This window comes from Flavobacterium psychroterrae, assembly GCF_018380615.1.
In the GTDB taxonomy this organism is placed as follows: Bacteria; Bacteroidota; Bacteroidia; order Flavobacteriales; family Flavobacteriaceae; genus Flavobacterium; species Flavobacterium psychroterrae.
Genome location: NZ_JAGYVZ010000006.1, coordinates 45,253 through 62,469 on the forward strand (window position 1 = coordinate 45,253; position 17,217 = coordinate 62,469).

A 17,217-nucleotide genomic window follows, 5' to 3' on the forward strand; every position below is an offset into this window, starting at 1 on the left:
GGACTTGTAAAATGTAAAAAAGTTACAGTCGTACTATAAATATAAAAAAAAACTCCTGAATTTCAGGAGTTCGGTGTTAGTCTAGCTTATTTTTTATATAATATTTACCATCCAGATCTTCATCAAAATCATCTATTTTAACGGGTTTCGGTTTTGGTTTATTTGCAACTGCCTTCTTTTTCCACATCTCAAATTTTTCAAGTGGCATTTTCTTCTTCATGATTTCCAGAACTTCTTTTTCTGCCAATCCAAATTCCTTTTTTATGATCTCAAATGGATTTTTTTCTTCTAAGGCTAGCGAAACAAGTTTCTCGGTTTGCTCCCAATTCAATTCTTTGCGGTTACTCTTTTTCATCACGTGAAAATTAATTCAAAATAGGGGTTAATGATTAATAGATTGATTTTCAATTTAAGTATCAATATTAATAAAAAAAATAATTACTTGGTTCGATGTGAGAGGTTTTTTTTAATGTTTTTAATTGTTTTTTGCAGATCTTGATTTTTGAAACGGAATTTGCAGTAAATTTTTCAATTTATTATTTTCTTCAGATGCCATATGTGTATCTACTCCGTAAATTAATTCTTCTTTTGGCAAAGTGGTAAAAGTGCCAAAAAGCCGATCCCAAACTGAAAAAATATTTCCATAATTACTATCTGTATAAGGCAAAACATAATGATGATGTACTTTATGCATATTTGGGGAAATAATAAAATAGCTCAAAAGCGTATCAAGTTTATTAGGAAGCGAAATATTTGCGTGATTAAATTGTGAAAAAATAACAGATAAACTCTGATACAAGAAAACCATCCACATTGGGCTTCCAAGAATTAAAACACCCAGAGTTGTGAAAATAAACCGAATTACACTTTCACCCGGATGATGTCTGTTTGCCGTTGTGGTATCAATCCAGGTATCTGTATGGTGAACGATATGAAAACGCCATAAAAATTTTATTTTATGCTGAACAAAATGGGCGAGATACGCACCAATTAAATCCAGTAGAAGTAATCCTGTGATGGTGTAAAGCCAAATTGGTATTTTGGGTAACCAATGTAATAGTCCAAAATGATTTTCGGTTGTCCAATTTGCTGTTTTAATTAAGATAAAAGCCAGAACAAAATTGACAAGGATTGTAGTAAAAGTCAAAAAGAAATTGATTCCTGCGTGTTGCCATTTTCGGTATTGCATTTGAAACAGCGGGAAAGTGTTTTCTATTAGCCAAAAGATTGTAATTCCTCCTATAAGAATTAAACTTCGATGTGAAGAGGGAATGGAACTGAAGTAGGCTATAATATCATTCATAAAACTAAATAGTTAGATTGATAAAGTTTAATCTGTTTTACTTGAAGAAGTTAATCTTAGAGTACGGCATATAAAAAAAAGAGAAAACCGAATATAAATATATCTGATTTTCTCTTTATAAGTAAGTTATAAGGTAAATATTTTATTATTTTTTGATAAGGCTTATTATAAACAACAAAACCCATGCTCCTCCAACGGCTATCAGTATTTGCCAAAGAAGTCCGCCACCGCCAATACCAAGTTTGCCTGCGAGCCAACCTCCAATAAATCCACCAATGATTCCAACGATGATATTACCAAGAAGTCCAAAACCGGCTCCTTTCCATATTTGTCCTGCGAGCCAACCAGAAATTGCTCCTATAAGTAAGAAATATAAAAATGCCATAATTTAAGTTTTTAGTTGTTTGATGTATCTTCGTTATCGTTTTTTTGTAATAGGGTTTTGTATATAAATCCGGCTAATAAAGCTCCTAAAATTGGCGCTGCCCAAAATAACCAAACCTGAGTCAGGGGTTCACCACCTGTAAAAATTGCCTGAGATAATGATCTTGCAGGATTTACAGAAGTATTTGTGATTGGAATGCTGATTAAGTGAATCAAAGTTAGTGCTAAACCAATAACGATACCGCAAAAACTTGTATTGGCATACTTATCTGTAGCTCCCAGAATTATTAGCAGGAAGAAGAAAGTCAGTACAAATTCAGCTAAAAAAGCAGATTGCAGTGAATAACCATCAGGTGAGAACGCTCCGTAACCATTTGATGCAAATGCTCCGGCTTGCATATTGTTTATTGCATTTCCGGCTTTTCCCGTCCAGATAATAAATAATGTTCCTGCTGCGGCAATTGCGCCTACACATTGCGAAATAATGTAAGGTAGAAGTTCTTTTGCAGGAAATCTTCCACCAGCCCATAAACCTATTGAAACCGCGGGATTAAAATGTCCGCCTGAAATGTGTCCAACAGCATACGCCATTGTTAAAACCGTTAAACCAAAAGCCAATGCAACACCTGCAAAGCCAATTCCCAGTTCAGGATATCCGGCAGCAAAAAGTGCGCTTCCACAACCTCCAAAAACAAGCCAAAAAGTTCCGAAGAACTCAGCAAATAATTTTTTCATAATAAATAATTTTAATTAATAGTTGATTGTTAAAGGGTATATTGGTATGCCCAAAAAATCAAAACCAATTGTAAGGGCAAACGTACAAATAAAATCCAATTTGGTAAACCAAAACTTGCTTTTTTATTTTGATACATGTAAAAATTTGCAGGAAACACGGCAATTAGTAATGCTATTATTCCCCAAGCTGCAAAATTTGACGTGTAACCAACCATTAGCAGAGCGCCTAAAGTGACTTCGGCAACTCCGCTTAAAATATTTATTAATTTGGGATTCGTGAAAAATGGCGGAATGATTTTGATATACATTCTCGGATTTCTAAAATGATTTAATCCGGCAATAATAAAAAGTACAGCCATTAAATATAAATGCCACGGTAAGTTCATAATAATATGTAATTTGTTTCTGACGAATTTATGGAAAAATTAACAAATAACACATTATAAAAGGCATTTTTTTAGATACAGGTAAATAAGTTAATTTTTACGTTTGAAATTTACATTCATAATAATTATAGCAAGAATAATTAAAACAATTCCAACCCATTGTGTAAAAACTACTTCTTCATTCAATAATACATACGCCATCATTACCGAAACAGGAAGTTCCAGTGCCGAAACAATACTTCCTAATCCAATTCCGGTTAATGGGAAACCTGCTGTCATAAGCATTGGCGGAATAATAGTTCCAAAAAGAGCTAGTATAATTCCCCATTTCATGAAAATTTCAAAATTAAAAGGAGCAACCTGAGTAGCAATTGCAAATGAAAATACAATAATAGATCCGCCCAGAAGCATATATAAACTACGTTGAGCAGATGAAATTTCTGTCGCTACACTATTTGCAGTAAACATCGTTGTAGTGAAAGATGCAGCAGCTAAAATTCCCCAAACAAGACCTCTCCAGTCCAGGTTTATTTCGTTATGAAGTATATTTGTCGCCAGAACAGTACCAACGAGTACAATTATTACAGCGATTACTTTTTGTTTTGAAGGCAGTTTTTTTTCTAAAATCATTTCAAGTAAAACACCCATCCAGACGGTTTGCATTAATAAAACGATCCCAATAGAAACTGGAATGTATTTTACAGCTAAGTAATAAAACAAGCTTGTCATTCCTAAAGAAGTTCCGGCAATCATCAGGCTGAAAATATTTTTTTTGCTGGCTTTTACAACCTTGTCTTTATGTTTGATTTTTTGGAATGCATTGATTAGTAAAATTCCAATAATTCCTAATATAAATTGAGATGTTGTTACTTCGGCAGTGGTGTATCCTTCGGTGTAAGCCATTTTTACAAAAGTGGCTAACATTCCGTAAGTTGTAGCTCCTATTGCTACTAAAAACACTCCTTTTAATACGTTATTTTGTGACATTTTATCTGTTTATTTTAAAAAATTAAAGCCGGCAAAGGTACGCTATTTGTTTAGGAATTAATAGTAAATGACCAAAAATACTATTATCGGTTTGGTTTTAAGGTCGATTTATGTTCTAAAATTATGAATTTGACAGTATTAGATAAAAATAAAAAACCCGTCAAAATCTAAATTTTGACGGGTTTTAAAGTATAAAAATCAACCTTTATTTTACAACAGGCTGTGTTTTGTAAGTTTCAATTTCAAAAACTAATGTAGAGTTTGGCGGGATTACACCTCCGGCACCTTTTTCTCCATAAGCTAAATTTGCAGGAAGAAAGAAAATTGCCTTATCTCCATCAGTCAGCATATCCAGAGCTTCGATAAAACCAGGAATCATTCCGTCCTTTTTTCCAACTGTAAAAGGAAAAGCCTGATATCCTTTTTGAGCATCGCGGTTTGCATCGTATTTGCCATAAGCTTTTGCCACGCTTGCCATACTGCTGTCAAAAAGATTTCCGTCTTCAAAATATCCTGCATAATGAAAGAAAATTGGAGATCCTTCGGCTCCTTTTACACCAGTTCCTTTTTTAGTAATTACATATTTTAGTCCTGATGCAGTTGTTGTAGCTTTTGCTTTTGTTGCAGCAAAATAAGCCGCTTTTTCCTTTACTACTTTTTGAGATTCTGATTTTTTAGCGTCTTGTTTTTTTACATCATCGGCTAAAACTTTTACAGCATCAAACTTTTTAGCTGCAGCACCTTTACGTGTAATGGTGATTTTTGTCATAATATCATCCTGAACAATTTTATTTACATTGTCCATTCCTGAAACTACATGACCAAAAATAGTATGCTTTCCGTTTAACCACGGAGTTTCTTTATGCGTGATAAAAAACTGGCTTCCGTTTGTAGCAGGACCAGAATTCGCCATAGCAAGAACTCCACCTTTGGTAAATTTCAATTCATCTACAAATTCATCTTTAAATGCATATCCCGGACCACCAGAACCGTTTCCGTCCGGATCTCCACCCTGAATCATGAAATCATTGATAACTCTGTGAAATTTTAATCCGTTATAAAAAGGTTTTCCTTTCAGTCTTTCCACTTTTACATTAGGATTATTTCCTTCTGCAAGAGAAATAAAGTTAGCTACAGTTACAGGTGTTTTTACATATTCTAACGAAACTACAATATCACCTTTTGTAGTGGAGATAGTAGCAAAAATACCATCATTAGGATCTGTTTTAGCAACTGCTTTTGTTGTTGTTTTAGCTGCCGGAGCTTTTGCTTTAGAAACTGGCTTTTTTGTCTGAGCCTGGATATTTACTACAGCGAGACAAAATAAAAATAGAAATTTAAATTTCATAATGTTAGAATTTAAGTCTATGTGAATGTTTTTATATAATTATTGTGGCTTTTCTAATAATTGGATTTCAAAAATAATGTTAGCGTTTGGTGGAATTACTCCTCCGGCTCCTGTCGCTCCGTATGCTAAATGTGACGGAATAAACAGAATTGCTTTATCTCCAAATGAAAGTTGTTCGATTCCTTCTATAAATCCCGGGATCATACCATCTTTACGACCTGCCTGAAACGGAATTGGCTGATATCCTTTTTGTTCTGCTCTTGCTGAGTCAAATTTTCCAAAAGCTTTATTCACTTCTTCAACGCTTGAATCAAATAAAGTTCCATCTTCTAAGAAACCTGAATAATGAATGTATAATTGCGTTCCGGCTGCCGGTTTTTTACCCGTTCCTTTTTCTGTAATTAAATATTCTAAACCAGTATTTGTTTTAGTTGCTTTAGGTCTCACAGAAGCAAAATAATCTACTTTTTCTTTTTGAACTCCTGCGAATTTACTTTTTTCTTTAGCAATTTCAGAAAAATAATCGTGGAATACTTTTACAGCATCAAACTTTTTAGCTGCTTCACCATTTCTGATAATAGTTACAGCAACAACAGTATCGCCTTGTTTTACCTGATTTACTACTTCTTGTCCTTTTTCAACAACATGACCAAAAATTGTATGTTTTCCCTCTAACCATGGAGTTTCAACATGGGTGATAAAAAACTGACTGCTATTTGTTCCCGGACCATTATTAGCCATTGCTAAAACGCCTCCTTTATCAAATTTTAGATCTGTGATTTCATCCTTAAATTTATATCCTGTATCTCCAGAACCAGTTCCTTCAGGATCTCCGGTCTGAATCATGAAATCTTCAATAACTCTGTGAAATTTTAAACCGTTATAAAAAGGTTTGTTTTTCAAATAATCTTTAGTAACAAACTCACTTTTACCTTCTGCCAAGGTTACAAAATTCGCTACTGTAACAGGTGCTTTTTGATAATCTAATTCAACAATAATGTGCCCTTTATTGGTTTCAATATCGGCATATAAACCATCAGGCAAGTTGCTGTGTTCATCTTTACAAGAATATAATGAGCTTACGGTAACAGCTAATAGTAATAAAATACTCTTTTTCATTTCTTAAATGTTGTTTATGGGTTTATTGTGTCTTTTTTAGTTGGAGTGACTGGTTTAGTTGGAGTTATGGGTTTAGGAACTGATGTTGTCTGAGCTTGTCCCACTATTGCAGCAGGTTTAGCGGCTGGATCCGGTACAAAATTACGAAGCGTAACAGTACAAATTAAGGACTGATTAGTTCCAATTTTTTTATTATCACCATGATATCCGTATGCTATATGAGATGGAAACAAGAAGGTAACGATCTCATTTTTATGCATCATTTTAATACCATCACGCAATCCCATCATAATATCCTGTTTGTCTACATAATACGTCTGCGGACCAAGATCAGCTTCAGAATAAATGATTTTACCTTCGATATCTTTTACTTCAAGATTAAAATAGGCAATATCTCCTTTTTTAGGTGTTGCAAGATCCGTAGTATTTTGTTCATCATAATACAGCCAATATCCTTTTCTTGTTGCGTAATATTTTATTTTGGGGTTGCTTTTGATTATTTTTTTAATAACATCTTCCTCATTAGCTACTAATTTTTTATTTCTGTCAACAGATTTTTTCATGAAGGTTCCTGATGTTTGAGAGATAGGTCTTCTCGCATCTTCATGTTGTTTACAGCTCACAAATAAAACAGCAAAAAGTAGGGTGTAAATGCTTAGTTTTAAGTAGTTCATATTGGGTTATATTTTTAGTTTATTTACTAAATCTTCAAACTTATTCAAAGTTTCTTCCATTGAAACTTCAGATCTTCCTCCTGCCGCATTGCTATGTCCGCCACCGTTAAAGTGATCGCGTGCAAATTGGTTCACGTCAAAACCACCTTGAGAACGGAAAGAAATCTTGATAATTTTCTCGTCTTTATTTTCGATAAAAATAGCAGTAAAAACAATACCTTTTATACTTAGTCCGTAATTTACAATTCCTTCAGTATCACCTTTTACATAATCAAATGCATCGAGTTCAGCCTGAGTAAGCGAAGTATATGAGGTTTTGTGCGCCGTAAGTACTTTCATGTTTTGTAAAGCACGACCCAATAATTGCAAACGGCTGTAAGAACTATTATCAAATAATAAAACAGGAATCTGCGTATTTTCAACTCCCAGATCAATTAGTTCTGCAATAATTCGGTGCGTGTTTCCTGTTGTTCCCGGAAAACGAAAAGAACCTGAATCAGTTAAAATTCCAGTATAAATACAAGTAGCGATTGTTTTATCGATATCTTCTTTTTTTCCTAAGAAAGAAATAAAGTTATAAATCATTTCACAAGTTGATCCAAACGTAGTGTCAGAATACATAAAAGCTGCATAATCATCCGGTTTTTGATGATGATCGATCATGATAAATGGAGCCGTGAGCTTTGCTAAAGTATGTTCCATTTCGCCGGTACGATGAAAAGCATTAAAGTCAAGTGTAAAGATTAGTTCAGCTTCATCTAATATTTTGGTGCAGTTTTGAGTATCTTTTTCAAATATTTTTACTGTTTCAGAACCTGGCAGCCAAGCAAGGAAATCAGGAAAATCATTTGGTGCAATCACCGTTGGATGGTGATTATTTTTTAATAAAAAATGGTATAAAGCTAAGGTTGAACCCATAGCATCGCCGTCAGGACCTCTATGCGGAATTATAGCGATTTTCTTTGGGGTTGCGAGTAACAATTGTATCGCTTGAATATCTTGTATTTTCATAGTGTGCGAATTTACATTTTTTTAATGTAATGTTGAAATCATTTTATAGATTAACACACTTTTATAAATTATGAGTTATGAATTATAAAATGTGGATGGAAGGTTTGGAATTTGGGATTTGCTTTTTGGAATTTGTATTTGTACGCAGATAAAACTGATTCGCTAAAGCGAAAACGCGGATTTAAACGGGTTTTTTATTTCACAGAGATTCACAGAGAAGTCACAGAGATTCACAGAAGTAATTATAGAGATTGATTTACTCTTTATTAGAATTTGGAATTTGCTTTTTGGAATTTTGTATTTATACGCAGATAAAACTGATTCGCTAAAGCGAAAACGTGATTTAAACAGATTTTTTATTTCACAGAGATTCTCAGAGAAGTCACAGAGATTCACAGAAGGAATTATAGAGATTGATTTACTCTCTATTGGAATTTGGGATTTATTTTTTGGAATTTGTATTTGTACGCAGATAAAACTGATTCGCTAAAGCGAAAACGCGGATTTAAACGGATTTTTTATTTCACAGAGATTCACAGAAGTAATTATAGAGATTGATTTACTCTTTATTGGAATTTGGAATTTATTTTTTGGAATTTATATTTGTATTTATATTTCCCATTGGATTTTGGAATTTAAAAAATTGAAATTTATTCTTTGGCACAATTTGCGATTTATAAATACCAACGGAACCTGATGAAAAGTAGGCAATTATACATGCAATTGCGATGAAAATTCCGGGTTGAATTCCAAAAAGTTCCATACCCATAATGGTGCAGGCGATAGGAGTGTGGGTCGCACCCGAAAATACGGCGACAAATCCTAAACCTGCCAAAAGCGCAATTGGTAAAGGGATTATTAAAGATAAAGCATTTCCTAAAGCGGCGCCAACAAAGAATAACGGCGTAACTTCTCCACCTTTAAAACCAGCTCCTAAAGTAAATCCGGTAAAGAGAATTTTAAGCAAAAAATCATACCACGGATTTGCATTCGAAAATGAATCTACAATTACCGGAACACCTAATCCCGAAAATTTAGTGAGTCCGAAACCTGCAAATGCAATCGCAAGAAAGATTCCGCCAATAAAAGGTCGGAAAGGAGGGTATTTGATATTTTTTGAAAAAAGAGAACCCCAAAAATGTGTACTTCTCGAAAATAATAAAGCAGCAAAACCAGACAGGATTCCAAGTATGATAACATAAAATAAGTTGGGAATAGTGATCTCAGGAACAACAGGAATAGTATAATGTGTATGTTTTACGTTCCAAAATTCTACAGTAAAATAAGCTGCATACGCCACTAAAAAAGATAAGACAATGCTTTTGAGATTGATTTTGCTAAAATGTAAAACTTCTAAAGCAAAAATAGCGCCTGCCAATGGAGTTCCAAAAACCGATGCAAAACCGGCGCTGATTCCCAGAATGATTAAAATTTTTCTTTCTGAATTATCTAAATTAAAAAGCCTTGTGAATTGATCTGAAATTGCTCCGCCCATTTGTACCGCGGTGCCTTCACGACCGGCGGAACCGCCAAATAAATGCGTTAATAAAGTTCCTAAAAGTACTAAAGGAGCCATTTTAATGGGAATCACTTTGGTAGGATTTTCATATTCTTCGAGCAATAAATTATTGCCTTTCGCAACAGATTCTCCCCAATAATGATAACTTAAACCAACCAGTAATCCGCCAAAAGGCAAAAGCCAGATAATCCAGTCGTGGTGAATTCTAAATTGTGTAACCCATTCTAAAGCAGCAAGAAAAAACGCCGATGCAGATCCCGATAAAATACCAATCAAAAAACAGATCAAAATCCATTTGAGAGTTGTCAGAAATATTTCTTTTAGTTTTGAAAAGGTCATTAATTGTAAAAAGTTTTTGCCACGAATTTCACGAATTTTCACGAATTAATACCTTGCTTAATTAAAAAAAACAAAAAAATCTTTTAATCTTTTTAAAAAATAATGAAAAGTTTTAACCACAAATTGCACAAATTTTCACAAATTAATAGTTTTTGATTGAGGATAAATAAAGAAATCTTCTTTAATTGTAGCGAAAAATAATTTGCGAAAATTTGTGTAATTTGAGGTTAGGAAACATTTATTGTACTACAGCTGTAAATTCAATTTCAACTAAATATTCAGGAGCAACAAGTTTACTGATTTCATAGAAACCCGTTGTAGGTTTTACATCTTTAAAAAAGGAAGAATGTGCTCTTGCTACTTCTTCAAAACTATTAATATCAGTTGTAAAAATTCTGGTTCTTATTACATCTTTCATTCCAACATTCAAATCTTCCAGCACTTTTTCAACACGTTCCAGAATATTAAAAGTTTGAGCATAAGCATCGTCGGCTTTTACTTTTTCGCCGTCAACAATAGCCACAGTTCCTGAAACTTCGATAATATTGCCAATTCGTACTGCGCGACAATATCCCATTTTGTCTTCCCAAGGTGATCCGGTCAAGATGTTTTCTCTTTTCATTTCTTCTGTTTTATGTGAATTTGTTTTGTCAATTTAAAATCAAATTCAGGTTCGTTAAATTTTGCTGCAATTTATAAAATATGCAAATGATAAAGAGTAATATTCAATTAAAATCACGACGGCAATTATTCTTTTTTGTGATATTTTTAGAGTAGTTGATTTTGTTTTTTGCCACAGATTTTAAAAATTAAAAAGATTTTTTTTAGCCCCAAATTTTACAAATTTTCACAAATTAATCCGTGTAGTTGGTGAGAGTAACTTGGCACAAACAATAATCATTTTAATCTGTGACAATAAAAATTAGCGGAAATTCGTGAAATTTGTGGCCAAAAATAACTGTATATAAATCATTTTAATCAGTGAAATCTGTGGCAAAAAAACACTTCATTATTCAATTTGATGCTGCTGATAAAGCCGAAGTTTGTTTTGAGTAGCAGTTAAATTCTGCTGTAAAGCTTCGATTTTGTTTAGCAGGTTTGCAATTGCATCAATTCCTTCCAGATTAATTTTAAGATCATAATGCAAACGAATCATTTTTTCGACAGTTGGTAATTGTTCCGGCTGCAAATATTCATCTTCTTCAAGAATAATAATCTCTACCAAACCATAATTATGTAATTCAGTTATAAACGTATTTTCAATTTCGTGGTATACACAAAACTGTTTTATCAGGATCAAGTCTTTGCTATTCATGATTTCTTAATTTTGCTAATTCTTCAAATAATTCTTTTTCTTTTTCCGATAATTTTGTCGGAATTTTTAAAGTATAAGTAATGTATAAATCACCAAACTGATTCTCTTTTTTATAGATAGGAAATCCTTTTCCTTTCAGCTTGACTTTAGTTCCGGGTTGAGTTTCAGCAGGAACTTTAATTTTTACTTTTCCGTCAAAAGTATTCACGTTAATTTCTCCGCCTAAAATTGCGGTGTATAAATCAAGGTCAACATCTGAATATAAATTATTGCCTTCTCGTTTAAAATCTGAATTATTATCGATTAAAAAAGTAATGTATAGATCGCCATTTGGTCCGCCGTTTGCACCTGGAGAACCATGATTTGGAATTTTTATAATCTGTCCGTTTTCGACTCCGGCAGGAATTGTGATGCGGATATTTTTACCATTTACCGTCAGGTTTTGTTTTTGACTAGTGTATGCTGCTGATAAATCCAGTTGTAATTCTGCATTTAAATCCTGACCTCGGTATTTCGCCTGACTTCTGGAACCTCTTCCGCCAGAACCATACATCGAATTAAAGAAATCAGAAAAATCACTTCCTCCAAAATCTCCTCCGCTAAAATCAGAATAACTTTGATTTCCTTGTTGGCTTGAAGATTGCTGTTGGTTGGGATCGTAACCGGCTTTTTCGAATTCATCAGCATGTTTCCAGTCTTTTCCGTACTTATCATATTTTTTACGATTCTCAGGATTGCTCAAAACCTCATTTGCTTCATTGATTTCCTTGAATTTTTTCTCGGCTTCTTTGTCATTCGGGTTCAAATCAGGATGATGTTTTCGGGCTAATTTTCGATATGCTTTTTTTATCTCGGCTTCTGTAGCTGATTTCGTGATTCCTAATACTTTATAATAGTCAATGTAGTCCATTTGATTGCGTTTTTAATAAAGGTAAATTAAAAGCTTGAAGTTAATGATAACTTATTAAAAGTCAAAGTAAATAGGATATTTTCTATGTAATATTCTTTTTTTAAGAAATATTAGTAATTAATCTTATTATTTAAGTTAAATCTTATAATTGTATTGTTTTGTATCGATATTGGTTATATAATTGCAAAAATAAACTTACAAATAATTGTAATAACTAATCTTTTTAAATATCTAAATTATGAGAAAATTATCTATTTTAAAATCGACCTTTAGTATGGTGCTTTTTGTAGCAATGTCATTGTTATTTGTAAATTGCAGTTCCAGCAGCGATAATGATCAGGCTCCAACAAGTAATACTGAATTTAATGTTGCTGATTTTGCCTTAACAGTTACATCAAAAAAGTTTGTTGGTGATTGGCTTCAAATTGACTTTACTGTAAAAAACACTTCTAAAATATCATATTCTAAATATGAGCAGGGAAATTTCACGGTGAAGTTTACGGCTAAAACTACTGATGGTGAAATTTTTCAGAGAACTACATATGTGGAGTATGTTGAGGCTGGAGTAACATATACAGATGATGTACATCTTAATTATACTGCGGGCAAAACGCTGGATCTTTCAACCTTAACAGCTGTTATTGTTAAGGATTAATTCTATAATAATTTCTATTTTTCTCTAAAGTAATTCACGTTTATTACTTTACAGATCCGACTTGTCCAGACAAGTCGGATTTTTGCTTTTGTTTATATTATAATTAAGAAATACGAATAAGAATCTTTTTTTGGCAGGTTTTTTGCTTTCCAAAAATTAGCCTAATATATTGTTATAATAATCTTAAAGCTGTAGCGCCTAACTAAATTATGCTATTTTTGTGAAGCATACTTTATTTTATAAAAACTATAAAAGCCGATTCGATAATACTTTTTCAATGAAGCACATTTTATTTTTCATATTATTTTTTTCAGCTGTAACAGTCTCAGCTCAAACTGAATTTGGTACTAAATACAGACCAATTGCAGCACCAAAGTTTGGCGCAAAACCTAAAAAAACACCATTGCCAGAAGTAAAAAATCCTCAGGCTGATAATATGGATATGCCGAGTATTAAAACACCAAACGTTTTTGATAATACGAGTATTACGCCAAAATCTCAATTGCAAATAGGAGTAGAGAAAAGCAAATTCACCATGTCTACGGAAACTGATTTTGCTAATCCAGGCGATCGTTATGTTCCAAAAATGGAGAAAGAACTGGACAAGGCTTTAAGAGATGCGGGATTAAAAGAAGGACGCGGAACCTTAGTAAAACATAATATTTCTTTAGGAGATTTTAGAACTAAATCTAAATATTTCATCGTGAAATTTCGAGACTTCGGAGCTATTGATGGCGATTTAGTAAAAGTATCTTCGAATGATAAAGTAATAAGAGATCAATTGTTTTTAGATTCTAATTTTAAAGATGTCAAAATAGATCTTGTTGACGGATTCAATAAACTGGATTTTGAAGCATTAAATATTGGTACTTTAGGCGGTAATACTGCCGAAATTCAGGTATTTGATGATAAAGGACAATTAGTTACCAATGATTATTGGGACAATCTTGCCGCAGGTTTTAAAGCTTCCATCATAGTTACAAAAGAATAAGATACGACCCAAACACGTCATATCTTATTCTACACTCTTGCATCTTTCTTCTTGCATCTTTATTCTTTCTTCTTTACTCTTTTACAACAACAATTTTACTATTTCCTTCACCAGTTTCTTTCAGCATAAAACTCACTACAATCGCTAGAGAAATTCCGATAATCCAAAATAAACCCGCTTGTTGAAAATGAACTATCTTATCACTTGTATTTTCAAGAGTTTGCCCAAATAATCGACTAAATAGCGGACTTAAAAGTGTTGTTACTCCAAAGGTTATAAAATTAATCGCGCCTGTTGCGCTTCCTTTTACATTATCAGGATTTGCTTCTTTAATTATAGAATACGGAATCATTGCAGCTCCGGAACCGATACCTAATAAAAACATACTGATTTTTGTGGGAAGTAAATCCGGAAAATATAATAACTGAATTAAGCTCAAAATCATAAATAACGCGCCAAATATTAAAACTGGTTTTCGTTTGTTGATTTTATCAGTAATATACCCCAATAACGGGCATCCGAATACCCAGCCAAAAGCCACCATTGCACTTGAAATTGTTGCAGTATGAAAATCTAAAGCTCTGTCTTTTTGAAAAAAGGCAACTGCCCAAGTCATTGCGAAAATTGTTGTTGGAGCAAATAATAATCCTGAAACAATCCCGCACAACCAAGATTGCGGATTACTGAAAACAATTTTATAGGGAGTTAATATACCTTGTTTCTTTTTGATTACTTCTGTGTTTTCATCTGTTCTATTTGCCGGAGTGATGAACCAAAGTCCAAAAGCAACTATTATAGTGAAAATTCCAATTGATAACCAAAATGTTGTAATGTCCATTCCCCTTTCGATCAAAGGTCCTACAACAAATTGTCCTGCCGAACCTCCTAACATTCCCAAACATTGAGTAAATCCTATTGCTGTTGCCAATGATTTTGCCGAAAATCCTTTACTGGCAAGATAAACACAGCCTGGAAATGCAAAAGCACATCCGGCACCCTGAAATAATCGTCCTGTTGTGCCGCTAAACTGACTGGAAATCATGAATAACAAACATCCAATTCCTAAAATAAGAGCTCCGGCAAAAAGGGAATATTTTGCCCCAAAACGATCCAAAGCGATTCCTGCAATCAAACTGCAAGTGGAATAGGTGTAATAATAAGTTCCAATAATTGATACTAATCCGATTTCATTTACCGAAAAACTATTTGAAAGTTCCGGAAGCATGACTGCGGGAGCGGAACGAATTACGTAATCTAAAAAATAGAATACCAAACCAAATACCCATGCAATAATGTAATATTTAGTATATGATTTATGAGTATTGATGTCCATAAAGTTTATTTTCATTTATTTGAGCTGTAGCTAAATCAACACTAATTTCACGAATTGTCACAAATTAGTTTGTGTAATTGATTTCACAAACCAACTTAACCATTGAGATTCGTGCAAATTCGTGAAATTCGTGTTTAGTATTTATGTTTTTAAATACCTTCTTTTAAGTGTTTGTAATTGGATTTAATAGTATCTAAAACCTCCTCCATTTTACCGCCCAGCATTAATCTGGTCATGGATTTTGCCATACCCACAACTTGTTCCCATTCTACTTTTGGAGGCATTGCAAGTGCATTTGGATTCGTAAAGACATTTAATAAAACAGGACCATTGTGTCGAAATGCATTTTCAATTGCTATTTCAACTTCTTCTGGTTTATGCACATTTATTCCCTGAAAACCCATTGCCTGAGCCACTAAACCAAAGTCAGGATTTACCATATCGGTTTCATTATCGGGTAAACCGCCAACTTCCATTTCAAGTTTTACCATTCCTAAAGCGCGATTATTGAAAACAATAATTTTAATTGGAATATTATATTGTTTAATGGTTGCCAAATCTCCTAATAACATTGATAATCCGCCGTCGCCACACATGGCAATAACCTGTCTTTCAGAATGTGCGAGAGCGGCTCCAATCGCCATTGGCATTGCGTTTGCCATTGATCCGTGATTGAACGAACCAAGCATTTTTCGTTCTCCCGTTCCTTTAATAAAACGAGCTCCCCAAACACAGGTCATTCCGGTATCAACCGTAAAAATGGCATCTTTATCTGCTAATTTATCAATAATATGGGCTACATATTCTGGCTGAATTGTATCTTCTCCACCATTATCATTGATGTACGTGTTCATGTTTTCTTTTACAGTTGCATATAATTTAAGTTGCGCTTGTAAAAAACTATCATCAGTTTTGGCTTCTAATAAAGGTAATAAAGCTTCTATTGTATCGCCAACATCACCGCATAATCCCATGTAAAGGTTGGCTCTTCGGCCTAAACGTTCTGTACTCGTATCGATTTGAATAATTTTATTATCTGATGGCATGAATTTATCATAAGGAAAATCAGTTCCCAACAATAAAACCAAATGCGATTCGTGCATACTATGATACGCAGAAGGCTGCCCTAGTAATCCCGTCATTCCTATTTCGTTAGGATTGTTAGGCTGAATACTCATTTTTCCTCTAAAAGAATATCCAACGGGAGCTTTAATATGTTGTGATAATTGTACGACCTGATCGTGAGCTTTTTCTGCGCCAATTCCGCAAAATAAAGTAATTTTTGTACTCTCATTTATAGCTTTTGCCAATTGGTACAATTCAGGATCCGAAGGTCTGATAACAGGATTACAATGAAAATATTGAGTCGAAATATTACTTTCAACAGCTTTTAATTCAGACACATCGCCCGGTAAACCAACTACGGCAACACCTTTTTTACCTAAAGCATGCTGGATCGCGGTTTGTATAATTCGGGGAGCTTGTTCCGCAGTCATAATCATTTGATTATAGTGACTGCAATCGTCAAAAAGTTTAATGGTATTGGTTTCCTGGAAATAATCCATTCCCATTTCACTCGTATTTATTGTGGAGGCAATAGCTAATAAAGGCACATGTGAACGATGTGCATCATATAAACCATTGATTAAATGTACATGTCCGGGACCGCAGCTTCCGGCGCAGACTGCAAAACCATCTAGTTCGGCTTCGGCAGCAGCTGCATAAGCACCAACTTCTTCATGTCGAACATGAATCCATTTTATTTTTCCGTTTCTGCGTATCGCATCATTAAAATGATTTAAACTATCACCGGTAACGGCATAAACACGTTTTACTCCAGCCTCAACTAACATGTCGACTAATTGTTCTGCAACTATTTTACTCATGATTTATTTTTAAAATTAATATTCAGATCGTAATAAACATTGGTTATGGTTTACTTTCTAATGATTATATTTTAAGAAACATCTGGTTATGATGTAAAAGAGGTTTGGAAAGGTTTTATAAATTTAGGAAAAAGAATTGGTTTGAGGAAGGTACAAAGCAAGAAAGGTTCAAAGTAACAAAGGTTTTCTTTTGAGGTTCAAAGCAAGAAAGGTTCAAAGGGACAAAGGTTTTTTTTTGAGGTTCAAAGTAACAAAGGTTCAAAGGGACAAAGTTTTTTACACTTCGTTTACCTCTGAACCTTTGTTACTTTGAACCTTTGTA

Annotated in this window: 18 protein-coding genes; 2 read left to right on the forward strand and 16 right to left on the reverse strand. The window is 33.6% G+C overall.

What is annotated here, in order from left to right:
- Window positions 1-76 precede the first annotated feature (76 nt).
- From KHA90_RS08295 to KHA90_RS08360, 14 genes are all read right to left on the reverse strand, one after another.
- Window positions 77-355 (reverse strand): DUF2805 domain-containing protein, encoded by a 279-nt coding sequence (locus KHA90_RS08295; RefSeq protein WP_213297686.1) that lies wholly within the window; start codon window positions 353-355, stop codon window positions 77-79.
- Window positions 356-475: 120 nt separating this feature from the next.
- The gene (locus KHA90_RS08300; protein ID WP_213297688.1) at window positions 476-1,303 is read right to left on the reverse strand and encodes a sterol desaturase family protein; all 828 of its coding nucleotides are present in this window, start codon (window positions 1,301-1,303) and stop codon (window positions 476-478) included.
- Window positions 1,304-1,448: 145 nt separating this feature from the next.
- Window positions 1,449-1,688 (reverse strand): GlsB/YeaQ/YmgE family stress response membrane protein, encoded by a 240-nt coding sequence (locus tag KHA90_RS08305; RefSeq protein WP_213297703.1) that lies wholly within the window; start codon window positions 1,686-1,688, stop codon window positions 1,449-1,451.
- Between the two features lie 11 nt (window positions 1,689-1,699).
- Window positions 1,700-2,422 carry an aquaporin Z gene (gene aqpZ / locus KHA90_RS08310; RefSeq protein WP_213297705.1) on the reverse strand — a complete coding sequence of 241 codons (723 nt, stop codon included), beginning with the start codon at window positions 2,420-2,422 and terminating at the stop codon, window positions 1,700-1,702.
- 29 nt (window positions 2,423-2,451) lie between these two features.
- Window positions 2,452-2,808 carry a DoxX family protein gene (locus KHA90_RS08315; RefSeq protein ID WP_213297707.1) on the reverse strand — a complete coding sequence of 119 codons (357 nt, stop codon included), beginning with the start codon at window positions 2,806-2,808 and terminating at the stop codon, window positions 2,452-2,454.
- A 90-nt stretch (window positions 2,809-2,898) separates the two neighbouring features.
- Window positions 2,899-3,795, reverse strand: coding sequence for an EamA family transporter (locus KHA90_RS08320; RefSeq protein ID WP_213297709.1), 897 nt, complete (start codon window positions 3,793-3,795; stop codon window positions 2,899-2,901).
- Between the two features lie 205 nt (window positions 3,796-4,000).
- The gene (locus KHA90_RS08325) at window positions 4,001-5,143 is read right to left on the reverse strand and encodes a peptidylprolyl isomerase (protein ID WP_213297711.1); all 1,143 of its coding nucleotides are present in this window, start codon (window positions 5,141-5,143) and stop codon (window positions 4,001-4,003) included.
- A gap of 39 nt (window positions 5,144-5,182) precedes the next feature.
- On the reverse strand, window positions 5,183-6,262 hold the full coding sequence (locus tag KHA90_RS08330; protein ID WP_213297719.1) for a peptidylprolyl isomerase: 1,080 nt from the start codon (window positions 6,260-6,262) through the stop codon (window positions 5,183-5,185).
- Window positions 6,263-6,276: 14 nt separating this feature from the next.
- Window positions 6,277-6,936: a gliding motility-associated peptidyl-prolyl isomerase GldI gene (gene gldI / locus KHA90_RS08335; RefSeq protein WP_213297722.1), complete on the reverse strand. Its 660-nt coding sequence runs from the start codon at window positions 6,934-6,936 to the stop codon at window positions 6,277-6,279.
- Window positions 6,937-6,942: 6 nt separating this feature from the next.
- Window positions 6,943-7,947: a DHH family phosphoesterase gene (locus KHA90_RS08340; protein WP_213297725.1), complete on the reverse strand. Its 1,005-nt coding sequence runs from the start codon at window positions 7,945-7,947 to the stop codon at window positions 6,943-6,945.
- 583 nt (window positions 7,948-8,530) lie between these two features.
- On the reverse strand, window positions 8,531-9,805 hold the full coding sequence (locus tag KHA90_RS08345; RefSeq protein WP_213297728.1) for a voltage-gated chloride channel family protein: 1,275 nt from the start codon (window positions 9,803-9,805) through the stop codon (window positions 8,531-8,533).
- A 238-nt stretch (window positions 9,806-10,043) separates the two neighbouring features.
- A complete protein-coding gene (locus tag KHA90_RS08350) occupies window positions 10,044-10,427 on the reverse strand; it encodes a RidA family protein (protein WP_213297731.1) in 384 nt (127 codons plus the stop codon).
- 387 nt (window positions 10,428-10,814) lie between these two features.
- A complete protein-coding gene (locus tag KHA90_RS08355; protein WP_213297734.1) occupies window positions 10,815-11,120 on the reverse strand; it encodes a chaperone modulator CbpM in 306 nt (101 codons plus the stop codon).
- On the reverse strand, window positions 11,113-12,030 hold the full coding sequence (locus tag KHA90_RS08360) for a DnaJ C-terminal domain-containing protein (protein WP_213297737.1): 918 nt from the start codon (window positions 12,028-12,030) through the stop codon (window positions 11,113-11,115). Before KHA90_RS08360 ends, KHA90_RS08355 begins: the two co-directional genes overlap by 8 nt.
- A 238-nt stretch (window positions 12,031-12,268) precedes the next feature.
- Here KHA90_RS08360 and KHA90_RS08365 point away from each other — a divergent pair, with 238 nt between their 5' ends.
- Both KHA90_RS08365 and KHA90_RS08370 read left to right on the forward strand, forming a co-directional pair.
- Window positions 12,269-12,685, forward strand: a complete 417-nt coding sequence (locus tag KHA90_RS08365) for a hypothetical protein (protein ID WP_213297741.1) — start codon at window positions 12,269-12,271, stop codon at window positions 12,683-12,685.
- A 277-nt stretch (window positions 12,686-12,962) separates the two neighbouring features.
- Window positions 12,963-13,676, forward strand: coding sequence for a hypothetical protein (locus KHA90_RS08370; protein WP_213297743.1), 714 nt, complete (start codon window positions 12,963-12,965; stop codon window positions 13,674-13,676).
- Between the two features lie 73 nt (window positions 13,677-13,749).
- Here the strand turns inward: KHA90_RS08370 and KHA90_RS08375 are convergent, their stop codons facing one another.
- Entirely contained in the window at window positions 13,750-15,024 is a 1,275-nt protein-coding gene (locus KHA90_RS08375; RefSeq protein ID WP_244860274.1) for an MFS transporter, read from the reverse strand.
- A 134-nt stretch (window positions 15,025-15,158) separates the two neighbouring features.
- Complete coding sequence (locus tag KHA90_RS08380) at window positions 15,159-16,895, reverse strand: thiamine pyrophosphate-dependent enzyme (RefSeq protein WP_213297746.1); 1,737 nt, start codon at window positions 16,893-16,895, stop codon at window positions 15,159-15,161.
- Window positions 16,896-17,217 lie beyond the last annotated feature (322 nt).